This is a genomic window from Collinsella sp. CLA-ER-H2 (assembly GCF_040092405.1).
Classification (GTDB): domain Bacteria; phylum Actinomycetota; class Coriobacteriia; order Coriobacteriales; family Coriobacteriaceae; genus Collinsella.
Genome location: NZ_JBBNLO010000004.1, coordinates 74,695 through 88,619, shown reverse-complemented (window position 1 = coordinate 88,619; position 13,925 = coordinate 74,695). Strand labels below are relative to the sequence as shown.

The 13,925-nt window shown below is 55.7% G+C and carries 15 protein-coding genes; 4 read left to right on the top strand and 11 right to left on the bottom strand.

Features of this window, described 5'->3' with window-relative positions; translation table 11 throughout:
* Window positions 1-67 precede the first annotated feature (67 nt).
* On the top strand, window positions 68-1,090 hold the full coding sequence (locus tag AAAX59_RS02135) for a WYL domain-containing protein (protein ID WP_349070313.1): 1,023 nt from the start codon (window positions 68-70) through the stop codon (window positions 1,088-1,090).
* A complete protein-coding gene (locus AAAX59_RS02130; RefSeq protein ID WP_349070311.1) occupies window positions 1,077-1,994 on the top strand; it encodes a WYL domain-containing protein in 918 nt (305 codons plus the stop codon). Before AAAX59_RS02135 ends, AAAX59_RS02130 begins: the two co-directional genes overlap by 14 nt.
* Here the strand turns inward: AAAX59_RS02130 and AAAX59_RS02125 are convergent.
* Complete coding sequence (locus AAAX59_RS02125) at window positions 1,991-4,885, bottom strand: helicase C-terminal domain-containing protein (RefSeq protein WP_349070308.1); 2,895 nt, start codon at window positions 4,883-4,885, stop codon at window positions 1,991-1,993. The two genes, AAAX59_RS02130 and AAAX59_RS02125, sit on opposite strands and share 4 nt — an antisense overlap.
* Window positions 4,879-5,844: a D-alanine--D-alanine ligase gene (locus AAAX59_RS02120; protein WP_349070307.1), complete on the bottom strand. Its 966-nt coding sequence runs from the start codon at window positions 5,842-5,844 to the stop codon at window positions 4,879-4,881. Before AAAX59_RS02120 ends, AAAX59_RS02125 begins: the two co-directional genes overlap by 7 nt.
* A gap of 85 nt (window positions 5,845-5,929) precedes the next feature.
* On the opposite strand from AAAX59_RS02120, the gene rlmN reads away from it, so the two are divergent.
* Window positions 5,930-6,982, top strand: a complete 1,053-nt coding sequence (rlmN, locus tag AAAX59_RS02115) for a 23S rRNA (adenine(2503)-C(2))-methyltransferase RlmN (RefSeq protein WP_349070306.1) — start codon at window positions 5,930-5,932, stop codon at window positions 6,980-6,982.
* A gap of 198 nt (window positions 6,983-7,180) precedes the next feature.
* Here rlmN and AAAX59_RS02110 read toward each other — a convergent pair whose 3' ends face one another.
* The 9 genes from AAAX59_RS02110 to rpmH all read right to left on the bottom strand — a co-directional run bounded on the left by AAAX59_RS02110 (window position 7,181) and on the right by rpmH (window position 12,220).
* Window positions 7,181-7,435: a hypothetical protein gene (locus AAAX59_RS02110; RefSeq protein WP_349070304.1), complete on the bottom strand. Its 255-nt coding sequence runs from the start codon at window positions 7,433-7,435 to the stop codon at window positions 7,181-7,183.
* Window positions 7,425-8,330, bottom strand: coding sequence for a ParB/RepB/Spo0J family partition protein (locus AAAX59_RS02105; RefSeq protein WP_349070301.1), 906 nt, complete (start codon window positions 8,328-8,330; stop codon window positions 7,425-7,427). Before AAAX59_RS02105 ends, AAAX59_RS02110 begins: the two co-directional genes overlap by 11 nt.
* Window positions 8,323-9,123 (bottom strand): ParA family protein, encoded by an 801-nt coding sequence (locus AAAX59_RS02100; RefSeq protein ID WP_022093800.1) that lies wholly within the window; start codon window positions 9,121-9,123, stop codon window positions 8,323-8,325. Before AAAX59_RS02100 ends, AAAX59_RS02105 begins: the two co-directional genes overlap by 8 nt.
* Before the next feature lie 134 nt (window positions 9,124-9,257).
* Window positions 9,258-9,995: a 16S rRNA (guanine(527)-N(7))-methyltransferase RsmG gene (rsmG, locus tag AAAX59_RS02095; RefSeq protein WP_349070299.1), complete on the bottom strand. Its 738-nt coding sequence runs from the start codon at window positions 9,993-9,995 to the stop codon at window positions 9,258-9,260.
* 96 nt (window positions 9,996-10,091) lie between these two features.
* On the bottom strand, window positions 10,092-10,661 hold the full coding sequence (locus AAAX59_RS02090; protein ID WP_349070298.1) for a R3H domain-containing nucleic acid-binding protein: 570 nt from the start codon (window positions 10,659-10,661) through the stop codon (window positions 10,092-10,094).
* A gap of 44 nt (window positions 10,662-10,705) precedes the next feature.
* The gene (locus AAAX59_RS02085; RefSeq protein WP_349070296.1) at window positions 10,706-11,476 is read right to left on the bottom strand and encodes a YidC/Oxa1 family membrane protein insertase; all 771 of its coding nucleotides are present in this window, start codon (window positions 11,474-11,476) and stop codon (window positions 10,706-10,708) included.
* Window positions 11,477-11,505: 29 nt separating this feature from the next.
* Window positions 11,506-11,730, bottom strand: coding sequence for a membrane protein insertion efficiency factor YidD (yidD, locus tag AAAX59_RS02080; protein ID WP_082222962.1), 225 nt, complete (start codon window positions 11,728-11,730; stop codon window positions 11,506-11,508).
* Window positions 11,727-12,065: a ribonuclease P protein component gene (gene rnpA, locus AAAX59_RS02075; RefSeq protein ID WP_006236191.1), complete on the bottom strand. Its 339-nt coding sequence runs from the start codon at window positions 12,063-12,065 to the stop codon at window positions 11,727-11,729. Before rnpA ends, yidD begins: the two co-directional genes overlap by 4 nt.
* 20 nt (window positions 12,066-12,085) lie before the next feature.
* A complete protein-coding gene (gene rpmH, locus AAAX59_RS02070) occupies window positions 12,086-12,220 on the bottom strand; it encodes a 50S ribosomal protein L34 (protein WP_019127408.1) in 135 nt (44 codons plus the stop codon).
* A 273-nt stretch (window positions 12,221-12,493) separates the two neighbouring features.
* On the opposite strand from rpmH, the gene AAAX59_RS02065 reads away from it, so the two are divergent.
* Entirely contained in the window at window positions 12,494-13,918 is a 1,425-nt protein-coding gene (locus AAAX59_RS02065) for an ATP-binding protein (RefSeq protein WP_349070295.1), read from the top strand.
* Window positions 13,919-13,925: the final 7 nt, after the last annotated feature.

Here is a 13,925-nt window from a genome sequence, read left to right as displayed (position 1 = left end):
GATATAGCCTAATCTCCATATCGGACTAAAATCGTGGCAGCAAACTACCTTCTCATGCGAGGACTCTATGACGGCAAGCGACGCGACCGCGACAATTAAAAAGGGAAATTCGGAGCCCAGTTTCGATAAAACGGCTCAGCGCATCCTCAATCTTTTCTTTGTGCTCAATAGCTCCCCCGAACCGCTGACGACCGAGCAGATCGTCTTGGATTCTGACCTGGGATATGGCTCGGGCAATATCGACTCGGATAAGCGCAAGTTTCGACGCGATCGTGACAAACTGCTCGAACGCGGCATCTCAATCAAGGAGGTTCGCCCCACCGGCGCGCAGGAGACCGAGGAAAGCTCATGGACAATCGACCGCGAGCACACGTTTGCGGCAGGCGGCCTCATCACCGCAGACGACGCCGATATCCTGCTCAACGCCATCGACCAGACACTAGCGGCCGGCTCATCCGCTTTTGCCGCACCGCTTGCCGATATTCGCTCCAAGATTGCCTATCTCACCGGCAGGACGACGGTAGACGAGGCGCCGATCAGCCGCTCTCCCACCGTCGATGCGGTTTGGAGCGCCTTTGCCGAGCGATGTGCACTGCGATTTTTATATCAGAACGGACACGGCGAGCAGAAAGAGCGCACCGTCCGCGTCTACGGCATGTTCGAGCGCGAGGGCGTGGCGTATTTCTGCGGCCTCGACAACGTCACCGACGACATCAGGACATTCCGCTGCGACCGTATCGTTCGCGCTTGGCGTCCCTCAAAGGCCTACGCCATCCCTGCGGACTTCAACCTCAGCGATTACCTGTTCTTTGAATTCGATTTTGCCGACCGACCGCCCGTTGCAGCCACGTTCTCGTTCGCCCCTCAGACGCAGATCGATATGATCAACGGCCTCACGCGCGGGCGAGGTGAGCTCGCGCACACCGATGCGGGATGGACCTGGACCGTTGACGTGCGCGATCTTGAAGCCGCCGCCTCATTTTGCATGGTCCACGCCATGGACGGCATGAGGCCCGTGGCCCCTAAATCGCTCAAACAGGCGTGGAACCACCTCATTGAAAGGACGGTGCACGAGCATGCCCGTGCGTAAACTCACCAGCGAGCAGAGGCTCTCACGCGCCATCGACATCATGGAGGCCCTCTACGCCGCCGGCGAGAGCGGCATGACACGAACCGAGATTTGCAGTCGCTTTGACATCACAGGAGTGTCGCTCGACGAGATTCTCGAGATCGTCTCGACGCTCGCGGACCGAGAATCGGGCGCGCGCATCATCTGCGAATGCCGCGGCGAGCGTGTGGTCCTCACCGGTGATACCGGGCGTGTGCTACCGCTGCGCCTGAGTGCCGCCGAGGGCGCCGTGCTCAACCATGAACTTGAATCGTTGGGGATCGAGCCACAGACGGCAGCTCGGATTCGACATGCCCTTCTACCCGAAGAGCTCGGCTATAACCAGCGCGTCTTTGACACCGTCAACCACGGGTCGCACTGGCAGCAGCTGAGCTGCGCCATTCAGGACGGCGTTCGCTGCCGCATCTCGTATCGCTCGATGGACGATGCACGGCCACGCGAGCGTCTGGTCGACCCCTTGCGCATTACGACAAACGGCGACCAAACATACCTAATTGCCTGGGACATCGCGATCGATGAGCAGCGCACCTATCGCATGGATAAAATCGAGGGACTCGCCTTGACGGAAGACTCCGTCGTGCCTCACGCACCGGACGTTGCATCCCTCCGCGATTCCCTTGCCCGGACACAGCGTAGCGCAAAGCTCTTGATGCCATTCGATATGGCGGAGCATCTGGACTGGGCCGGCATTACCCTAATCGAGCACAGCGGGGCAGACACGGCAACGGTAACCGTGCATTACGGCTCCGAGCGTTGGCTACTGAGCCAGGTAATCGCAGCGGGTGGAGCCATCCGCATCTTGGATGACCCCGCCCTGTCAAAGCGCCTGTGCGATATGGCAAAAACCCTCGTCTGTCCGCTTTAGCGCCGCCGCTCGTGGCGTGCGCGCCACAGTTGCAGATAGTGCCCGATCTGCGCCGATTCGATGCGCTGGTAGGAGCTCGTGGGCAGCGACGTTAAGAACTTCTTTCCGTAGCCCTTCGTCACCAGGCGCGGGTCGGCCAGAATCAGCACGCCGCAATCGGTCGACGAGCGGATAAGGCGGCCGGCCGCCTGCTTGACCTCGAGCACCGCCTCGGGCAGCGAATAGCGCGCCCAAGCGCGGTCTTCGCGCAGGTTACGCTCGCACGAGAGCGGGTCCGTGGGGCTCGAGAACGGCAGCTTGGGAATGATGACGCAGCGCAGCGTCTCGCCGCTGGCGTCGAATCCCTCCCAGAAGGCCTTAAGCGCAAAAAGCGACGAGGTCGGCTCGTTGATAAACCGGTCGCGCAGGCGACGAGGAGATGAGTTGCGCTGCTGGCAGTTGAGCTCCAGACGCGCACGGGCCATCTTGGGCTCAACGCGGGCGTACAGGTCTTCCATGTCGCGCCGATTGGTGAACAGCGTGAGCACCGATCCGCCCATGGCAAGGTGGGCGTCGACCAGAACGCGTTCGAGCGCCGTAAGATAGCTCTCACGATCGCGCGGATCGGGGATATCGCCCGCAACGACTACAGCCATGTTCGAATCGAAGTCGTAGCTCGAGTCCAAATGCAACGATGAGGATGTTGAAGCACCAATGCGATCGAGGCCGACTGCGTGGTTAAAGTGTTCAAAGCTTTTGGACACCGTCATGGTCGCCGAGGCAAAGATAGCCGTGTGAACCTCGGGCAGCCACTCGGTTGCCAAGGCCTCGCCAATGTCGATGCGCTCTGCGGTCATTGACTCTCCGCCGGCACGCAACCTGCGATTGACCTGCAGCGAATACACGTAGTGTTCATCGGTGCCGTCGATGATGAGTTTGAGGTTCTCGACCAGCTCGTGCAGGCGGCGCGAGATATCGCCCAGGTCGACAACAACCTCGGGCTTGTCGGCGGCGACGGCTTGCACCAGCGCGTCGACGCTCTTGTCAGCTTGTTCCAATGCATCGATGGCAGCGTAGGCCGACTGTAAGAAATCATGCCAGTCGTCAGATTCGCGCAGCTCGGGGCCAATCCATAGATTGGCATTGTCATAACCCCCACGGGCACGGCGGCCGAGCTCGCGAACGCCATCGAACACGTCGGCGATTGCCATGCTCGCGCGCGCAACCGTCGACGTCGCCTTGGCAGTAAGGCCCAGATAGAGCGTAGAGCCCTCGGAGGCTGCCAAATCACGGGAAACCTGGCTTAGCGCACCGGTGCTCGAGCCACCCAGGCGCTCAAACAGAACGCGTGATTCGTCCGCCGACACCACGCGCGCCCACTGACGGCGCGCCTCGCGCTCGATGGAATGGGCCTCGTCGATTACCCAATGACGAATCGGAGGTAAAATCCTGCCCTCGGCCGCGACATTGCGGAACAGCAGGGAATGGTTGGTGACCACCACGTCGGCATGCGCCGCACGACGGCGAGCGCCGTGGACCAAACATTTATCAGGGAAAAACGGGCAGAGGCGACGAGCACACTCGCGCGAGGCCGTCGTAAAGTCGGGGCGGTTGACGCTGCGCCACCGAATGCCGAGCGAGTCGAGGTCGCCATCGGCTGATTGACAGACGTACGCCATAATGACCGCGACCGCCGTGAGCGTGTCCGCCGGATCGCGCTTGGTGGTAATCTCGACCTGGCTGCGGCTCATGCGCTCAAGCTTGCGCAGACACGGATAGTGGTCATATCCCTTGAGAGCGCAAAATGACAGGCCACCGTCCAGTTGCTCGGCAAGTTTTGGTAGCTCATGGTACATGAGCTGGTCGGCAAGATTGTTCGATTTGGTCGCAATACCAACCGTGATGTTGTTACGGCGCGCTGCCTCGGCAAAAGGCACCAGATAAGCCATCGATTTGCCGACGCCTGTGCCCGCCTCAATTACACGATGAGTGCCCGTGACCAGCGCATCGCGGACCTCGAGCGCCATCGCGATCTGCTCATCACGCGGCTCGTAAGTGGGATACATGCGATTGACCAGGCCACCCGGCGCATAGTCTGCCTCGATTTCTTCGCGACTCGGCATCTTGAGCACCGGCAATTCATCGGCATCCACCCGATCGTCGGCGCGATCGGCCTTGAGAACGTCAGCACGAGCGGCGCTGAGAGAGAAGATAGAACCAGGGTTCTGCCCTGCCAAGAATGAGAAGATAGGACGATAGGACCAAGGCACTTCCGGATGCATGTCGGCTAGGCGCGCCATGAGGCCCTGGGGCAAGTCGGTGAGCGCCACGAGCAACACACGCCATACGCCACACAGGGCGTCGACGTCGGCATTGGCACGGTGTGATACCGAGTCACAGCCAAACAGATCGGCCATAAAAGACAGCTTGTGCGAGGCCAGGCGCGGAAGCGCGATGCGCGACAGCGCCAGCGAATCGATCCAAATATCGCTCACGTTGACGCCGCCTTTGACCGACTCGATAAACGAGCGATCGAACGTGGCGTTATGTGCGATCACCGGGCAACCACCGACAAAATCGGCGAGAGCGGCGACGGCCTCAACGGCCGACGGGGCATCTGCCACATCGGCATTTGTAATGCTCGTGAGCTCGGTAATCTCGGCGGGAATTAGCTGCTTGGGATGCACGAAGGTATCGAAGCGGTCGACGATCTCGCGGCCCGAAAGACGGGCCGCCGAGATCTCGATCAGCTCGTTGTCCTGCACCGAAAGACCTGTGGTCTCGGTATCGAGGACAATCACATCTTCCTCGATAAGGCCGAAGGACTGCGTTTTGGCGCGTTCGGCAAGCGTGGCATAGGAGTCGATGACAAACTGCGGCGTTCCTGACGAAACCGCGTCCTCGATTAGCATGCAATGCCCGCTCGACGAAGGCCCATACGGATCAGGCTGTCACAGACCTGCGGGAACGTCATGTCGTCGGTGTGGCGGATCTCATCCGGATACAGCGACGTATCGGTCATGCCGGGAATGGTATTGGTCTCGAGGATAACGGGGCCGTCCTCACTCACAATAAAGTCGCTGCGCGAGATACCTAGGCAACCGAGGGCCTTGTGAGCAGCACAGGCAAGCTCCTGAGCGCGAGCGTAATTCTCGGGTGAAATCCGCGCCGGAATACGATGGATGTCCGTAGGGTCGACATACTTCACGTCCAGATCGTAGAACTCACAGTCCTCGGGCTTGCGAATCTCGACAATCGGCAGAGCGCGCACGTCATCTTCACCGTATACGCCGACGGTGATCTCGGTACCCTCGATGCACTTCTCGACCAGCACTTTGTCGCCGTACTTAAACGCCTTGGCGATTGCCGCGGGCAGCTCGGAGGGCTCATGGGCCAGGGAAATGCCATAGCTGGAACCGTTGACGGCCGGCTTCACAAAGCAGCGCTCGCCACAAACCTCGACGATATGATCGATATCGACTTCATCGCCCACCTCGAGCGCAAGGCCGGGGGCAATGGGAATGCCCGCCTTGGCGTACAGGAGCTTAGAGACCTCCTTGTCGGCACCGCAGGCGCTGGCAAGCACGCCCGAGGCCGTGTAGGGGATACCCAGGGTCTCCATGGCGCCCTGCATAGCACCATCCTCGCCGTCGGCACCGTGCATGGCGATAAACGCCACGTCAAAGCCGCCGGTTGCCATGGTTACCATAAAGTCATCAGCGGCCGTATCGAGCAGCTCCACCGAGGTGTAGCCGGCTTCCTTCAGTGCCACTACAACGTTCTTTCCCGAATTGAGCGAGATCTCGCGCTCAGCGGAATGACCGCCCGCCAAGACCGCTACATGCATGTTCTCTAGGCTTTTACCCGGCATGGGCAGACTCCTCCTCTATAATTTCTGCAGCTGATACCATATTGTAGCGATACCCTCTACGTTTCCCCAAAATCGAAAGGCTTCCATGAATCCCAGGACTAAATCTCAGGACATTCGCGACTTGAGCCAAAACGATATTCGCGAGCTCGTGGTCGAACTTGGCCAGCCCGCCTTCCGCGCGAAGCAGCTTATCGAATGGGTCTTCGAGAAGAACGTTTGTTCGTTTGACGATATGACCAACCTTCCCAAGGCTTTCCGCGAGCAGCTTAAAGAGGCTTTTGCCTTTGACACGCCCACTGAACTCACTAAGCAGGTTTCCAAAGATGGCTCGCGCAAGTATCTGCTCGAGTACCACGACGGCGTTTCCGTCGAGACTGTCGGCATGCCCCGTCGTAACAAGCTTTCCGTCTGCGTTTCCACCCAGGCAGGCTGCGGCATGGGCTGTGCCTTTTGCGCTACCGGTCTCAACGGCCTCAAGCGCTCTCTGACCGCTCAAGAGATCGTCGACCAGGTACTTCATGTATCCAACGACTTTGGCGAGCGTGCCACGAGCGTCGTCTTCATGGGCCAGGGCGAGCCGTTTGCCAACTACGACGAGGTTCTCAAGGCTCTGCGAATCCTCAACGACCCCGATGGCATCGGTATCGGCGCTCGTCACCTCACCGTCTCTACCAGCGGCGTTATTCCCGGTATTCGCAAATTTGCCGATATCCCCGAGCAGTTCACGCTTGCCGTTTCCCTGCATTCCGCCATCCAGTCGACGCGCAACAAGCTCATGCCCGGTGTTAAGAAGTACACGCTGCTTCGCCTTCACGAGGCGCTTCAGCTCTACACCGAGAAGACTGGCCGCCGCCCTACCTATGAGTATGCCATGATCGAAGGCGTCAACGATACGAATCCCGAAATGCAGGCGCTCTGCGACTTCTGCGAGGGAACGCTGTGCCACGTTAACCTCATTCAGCTTAACGACATCGAGGGTAGCCCGCTCAAGCCGTCGCCGATTCATAAGGTTGAGGATCTTCAGCGTCGTCTTGAGTCCCGTGGCATCGAGACCACGATTCGTAACTCCCGTGGTAACGATATTGACGCTGCTTGCGGACAGCTGAAGCAGCGCTTCAAGGTTCAGAAAAACGCATAGGGGAGTCGCACCCCAAAACGTTTCATGTGAAACATCGAACGACCCCGGTTGCAGAATATGCAAGCGGGGTCGTTTCATTTATTGACCTAATTTTGAATCAGCTGCTAACTGTCCCATGTTTTACGGCCAAAATAAGGGGTCCTTGTCTCGTGAATCAGACAAGGACCCCTCAAAATATGCTGAGTAATTGTTAGGTACCTAATAGCCTACATTTTCCCATTGGTTGCTAACCCAACCTTGATTAATCTTGGGATTCTTCGTTACCTGAGCAGTACGCATGGCAACATCTTCCGTCATAACATCCATTTTCTTTTTGGAAGTATCGACGATATCTTGCGCGCCACGAAGCAAACGACCTCGAAGTTCATCGTCTGTCGCAATCTTATAACCTGCAAAGGCACCAGCCGCGACAGTCGTCGCCAATGCAATCGTTGTTAAAATCTTATTCCTCATCTTGGCCTCCTTGATCAAACTGAATCATTTCGCCAAGAATACGAGAGAGCTCTTCCTCGTCTTTAAACTCAATCTCAATCTTATTCTTTCCACGCGAGCTCTTCACACGCACGTTGGTATTAAATACCTGACGGAGCACACGGGCAGCCTTTTTAAAAGACTGAGGCGTTGCAGGCCTCGGCGTCTTAGGTGTCTCTCCGGCAGAAAACAACGGAGCAAGATTTTCTGTCGCTCTTACGGAAAGACCCTCTGCAACAACTTTCTCTGCAAGTCGAATTCGAGCATCCTCATAGGGAACCGCAAGAATCGCACGTGCATGACCAGCAGTAAGTTTGCCCTCAAAAATCATCTGCTGAACAACTTCAGGAAGATCGAGAAGGCGCAGCGAGTTTGTAATTGCAGAGCGTGACTTGCTTACTGCCTTCGACAATGCCTCCTGCGTCATACCGCTGGCATCGATGAGCTGTCGATAGCCCTTAGCCTCTTCGACAGGATTCAGGTCAGAACGCTGAAGATTTTCGATAAGAGCGAGAGCCAACATCTCTTCATCATTAACTTCTTTAATGATGACAGGCAGTTCCTCAAGACCAGCAAGCTTTGACGCCTGGTAACGACGCTCACCAGCGATGATCTCATAGCCGTTTCCATGTTTGCGAACCAAAAGTGGCTGCAAAACGCCATGTTCTTGGATTGACTCGCTCAACTCGCGAAGTTCAGTTTCGTTAAAGTGAATTCGCGGCTGGTTAGGGTTGGGAACAATATCCTCAATAGGTAGTTTTGTTTCAGATGATGCATTTGAACCCGCTGCAGCCGAACCACCGGTCTCATACTCGGCCTCAGAGACCAAAGCATTGAGTCCACGTCCCAATCCGCCACGTTTCTTTACACTAGGCACGCTTGATCACCTCTTTTGCAAGGTTCATATACGCTTTTGCACCCTTATTTTGAGGTGCATAGGTAATTACCGGTTCTCCAAAAGACGGAGCTTCGGAAATTTTAACCGTACGGGGGATCAGCGTCTTAAATGCCTTATCACCAAAGTACGATTGAACCTCCTCAACAACCTGATTCGATAGAGAGGTACGCGAGTCATACATGGTCATAAGCACACCATAGGTGTCTAAGCCCTTGTTCAAACGTGATTTGACCATTTTCATTGACTCAAGCAGCTTCGTAACGCCCTCGAGTGCGTAATACTCGCACTGGATCGGAATCAAAACGCTGTCTGCTGCGGTCAAGGCGTTGATAGTAAGCAGGCCGAGCGAAGGAGGACAGTCAATGAAAATAAAATCGAACTCGTCCTGAATCGGCTCAAGCAAATCTTTGAGACGGGTTTCACGAGCAATTGCGCTTACGAGCTCAATTTCGGCGCCTGCAAGCTGAATTGTAGCCGGAATTACGAATACCTTTTTGCAATTTGTATCAAGAACAAGCGATTCTGCAGGCACATCGTTCAACAATGCATCATAGATGCAGTGATCAAGGTCTTCTTTTTCAATTCCGAATCCACTGGTGCTGTTTCCCTGCGGATCAAAATCGACAATCAATGTCTTACGACCCTGCTCACCCAGTGCTGCTGCAAGGTTTACAGCCGTCGTTGACTTACCGACGCCGCCTTTTTGATTGATGATTGCAATGATACGCGTGTCTTTTGCGCTCTTAGAACGCTTAACGTCGCGAAATCCCACGGTCCCTCCTGGTGTGTATTAAAGCTGTCAAACGGAGGATGTTTCACGTGAAACATTCCGAATCGATATCAACCGCCATGTTTCACGTGAAACACTGCAAGTTGTTAATATCCATTATGTTTCACGTGAAACATCTAGGCAAGCGGATTCTTCTTTGCCACGCCATTTGCACGAGGCAATGAAAGGGATGCTGGATGAATCTTCTTAAGAACAATGAACTCCCTGTGGCCCAAGCCTTCAGGCAAATCAATTGCGTCATTCAGAAGCAAAGTGAAGCCGCAAATCTTAGCTGCTGACATGCCGGAAGCAAGCTCCTCATCCGAAGGATTGCCCTTGGTTATAACAAATAGCCCTCCATCCTTGAGGAACGGAGCCGCATACTCAACAAGAATCGGTAGAGGGGCCAGGGCGCGGGCGGTTACAACGGAGAACTGCTTCTTATGGCTTCGAGCATATTCTTCAAGACGATCATGAACCGCATGAGCATGTTTCAGTCCAAGAGCATGAACGAAAGAATTGACAGCATCAACCTTCTTGCCAACAGAGTCAATATAAATAGCTTTACGATGCGTGGATATGGTTACCGGAATACCAGGGAAGCCCGCACCTGTACCCATATCGAGTAAAGCTCCCTCAGGAGCCTTATTGATATAGGGGACCAAAACAAGTGAGTCGAGGATATGAAGTACGGCAGCATCTTCTACGTTAAGAATACGGGTGAGATTGGTTGTCTTATTTGTTTCCAGAACCAAGTCCAAATGATGAATACATCTCCTAAGCTCAACATCAGTTACGCTCAAGGAATACTCTTTGCAATAGGAAGTTAGACGACTAAACATCTCGTCAGCCTGCTGATCGGTAAGTACTAACAACGAAAGCTCCTTTCTGACAAAAATCAGTGTATCGAGAACTTTTGACAAAAAAAGGGGACGTGGAAACCACGTCCCCTTAGCATAAGCTCGAGTAGATTATCGAGCAACAATCACCACATGGCGATCAGGGTCAGAACCCTCAGAATGAGTATCGACGGCATCATTGCCACGAAGTGCAATGTGAACCAGTCGGCGCTCGTAGGCATTCATGGGCGGAAGCGAAACACTCTTATGAGTGCGGATGGCACGCTCGGCAGCAGACTGAGCCATGGAGGCAACCTTGTCCTGACGGCGGCTCTTGTATCCCTCGACGTCCACTACAACCGGATACCTAAAGCAAAGCTTGCGGCTCACCAGCAAAGAGAACATAACCTGAAGGGCATCAAGGGTGCGACCATGACGGCCAATGAGAACAGCAAGATCAGGAGCCGTTACATCCAAAATCAGCTCACCCTCGTCACCCTCATACTCATCGATAGGAGAGTTGGCGGCATCGAAGTGCGAAAGGATGGAACGCAGGATGGAAATCGCAACATCGGCAATGGTGTCGAGCTCCTCATCGGTCAGCTCTTCACCAGCCTTGTAGCGCTGTGCAATCTCGGGATAATCGCCCGCGACCTGCGGGGCAACCTCCTCAAGCATATCCTCGATGATCTCTTCAGACATAACGTACTCCAAAAGTTAGGTACCTAAATAAGATTGATATCCCACTACTTCTTCTTGTGCGGGCGCGGCTTCTTCTCGCGACGAGTGACCTCAACCTGCAGCGGAGCGTTCTTAAGACGCTCCTCCTCATCGGCCTTCGCCTTGTCGATGACCTTCTGCGTCACAAAAATCTGCTGGATAACCTGCCAAGCAGACGAGACGTCGTAGTACAGCAGAACACCAACGGGAAGGCTCCAGCCCATCCAAAGCATCATGACCGTCATGACAACGGCCATCATACGCATGCTCTGAGCCTGCTGGCCGGTCTGGTTGCGCGACATGTAGAGCTGCGGAATCAGGGTCAGGACGGCGAACAGGATCAGGCAAACCAGCGCTGGCAGTGCAACCATAAAGCCATCGGCAAAGGAAGCGCTCGGCGTGGTGGTCAGGTCGGGCAGGATGTTGAAGAACGAGAACGTGCCCTCGTTAAAGTACTGCGGCAGGTTACGCAGCAGCGTAAACAGGGCACACAGGATAGGCATCTGGATCAACAGCGGCAGACAACCAGCCATGGGGTTGAACTTGTTCTCGCTGTAGAACTTCTGCATCTCCTCGGCCTGACGCTGGGGATCGTCGGCATAGCGCTCCTGGATCTCGAGCATCTTGGGCTGCAGCACCTGCATGCGAGCAGTCGACTTGGTCGACTTGAGCATGAGCGGCGTCAGCAGCAGACGGATGATGACCACCAGGATGATGATGGACAGGCCCCAGTCGACCGCAAAGGTCTGGATGAGCTTGAGCAGCTCGAAAAGGATGTTAACGATCCAATCCCACATGTAAGTTTTCCTCCGATAGCGAGTGCCCGCTAGGGCACAGGGTCATAACCGCCGACGTGCAGGGGATTGCAGCGAGCGATGCGCCTCACGGCAAGCCAGCAGCCTCTCAAAACACCGTGCTTCTCAATCGCCTGGATGGCGTATTGCGAGCACGTTGGGTAATAAATGCAGGCGTCAGGCAATAAGGGCGAAATAACCTGTTGATATATGCGAATAGGAGCGATGGCAACACGTCGCAAAACGTGATTGCTCATCGCTCCTCCCCGGCAACGCCGGCGCGCTTCATAAGCGAACGCAACGCCTTGTCCATCTCCTGCGGCGAGGAAACCCTCGTCTTGGGAGTTGCAAACAAGATGATGTCATAACCCGCAACGGGAAATCCGCAGCTGCGGGCGGCCTCGCGCATCACACGCTTAGATCGGTTGCGCACGACGGCACAACCGAGTCGCTTAGCACCAACGAAGGCGACCCTTCCGGAGTCGCCTTCGCCAACCGATTCACATATGGTCATTCGAATCAGAGGGTGATTGAAACGACGCCCCTGACTGAACACATGCTCGAAATCTTGCCGAGACTTAATAGTCTTCATGCGAGATGTGTGTATCGCTGCTAGACAGTGAGACGCTTGCGGCCCTTGGCGCGACGACGGGCGAGCACGGCACGACCACCCTTAGTGGCCATACGGGCACGGAAGCCATGGGTCTTGGCACGCTTACGCTTATTAGGCTGATACGTACGCTTCATCTTAAGTTCCTCCTGCTGCATTTCGAGTGTCCGCGGGGACGCGGACGCAGATATAGACACGTGAGCTTGAAGATTGTAGGGAAATCAATGTTCAAATGTCAAGAAATCAAAGGTAAAAGGTTGCGCAGTTCACACGGTTCCCCCATAAGCACAACCGAAATTTGCGCCTCATGGCAACTTTTCACGATATTTCATCGAGTTTTCAACAGGTCATGTTGGCAATGTTGAGAACTTTTCGTCTGTTTTCCAAAGTTTTCGACAGGTTTTGAAAAGTTGTCGAAAGATGAGAAACATTGCACAGTGAGCTACTATTTGTTCGAAACCTTTTGGAAGATTGCGAGCGGCATGTCTGACGACTTTTACACCATGGTCGATTCCGGAGACCCGGCACCCGACAACGAGCACATCACCGGCGTGCGCGAAGAGCGTGCGGAAGGCGAGCAGACGACCGCGCAGGCGCCAAAAGCCATGTACGCCGCACGCATCGCCGTCTATGACGACATGCTGTCGACACCGCGTGTGATCGTCATTGATCCGCAAGATGTCCGCACGTATTTGGAAGAGACGACCAACACCGTCTACCAGTGCATGAAAGAACAAGGTGGCCATATCTCGCTCATGGTCATCCGCGAGATTGTCGAAAACTATATCCACGCACACTTTGCCGAGCCCATCATCTCGATTCTGGACGGCGGAGACACCATCCGCTTTGCTGATCAAGGACCCGGCATCGACGACAAGGAGCGCGCTTTCGACTTTGGCGTTACCAGCGCAAACAGCAAGATGAAGCGCTATATCCGTGGAACCGGAGCAGGGTTTCCCATGGTGCAGGAGTATTTGGAAAACGCCGGCGGTGCCGTATCCATCGAGGACAACATGGGCAACGGCACCGTGGTTACGGTAAGCCTGAACCCTAAACGCGTGCAGGAAATCGAGCGTGCCGGCGGACGCGGTGCTGCCGTGCGGCCCGAGACGGAGCAGCCCACATATCCCCTGCCGGGAGCTTTTGCGCAGCAGCCCATGGCAACGCAGCAGATGCAGCCCCCCGTGGGACAGATGCAGCAGCCCGGAATGCTTCCTACACAAGGACCCCAAGCGGCATCGATGTCGATGCCGCCAAACATGCCAGAGGCCATGCCGCTGGCGGATCAGGATGCAGCAGCAATGCAGCAGGCGGCGGGGGCACCGGGTGGCCAGCAAATGGGCTATCAGCCGTACCAACAGGGATATCCATATCAGCAGATGCCGCCACTGGGGTATGGCCAGCAGTTCCCGCAGCAGCACCAACAGGGATATCAGCAGCCGTACCAGCAGATGCCGCAGCAGCAGTACAACCCTTGGGCCCAGCAGATGCCTCCGCAGCCTTACCAACAGTGGCCTCAAAGTTTTCAACAGCAAATGCCGCCGATGCAGAGTTCTCAACAACCAGCAGCTCAAATGATGTATCCTAATGCAGCAAATCAGTATGCACAGCCACAACCGGACGTGTTCGTAAGCGATCGCGGCAACGCCGCGCTGGGCTATCTGGCGCAAAATCAAGCGTGCGGTGCAACCGATCTGGCGAGGGCGTTTGGAAACTCGGCCCCCACTTGGTCACGCACGCTCAATGACTTGGCGCAGGCCGGCTTGGTCATCAAGCATGGCCAGAAATACCATCTGACCGAACTCGGCGCCGCTCGCGTGCGAGCTCAGAGCTAAAGAACGG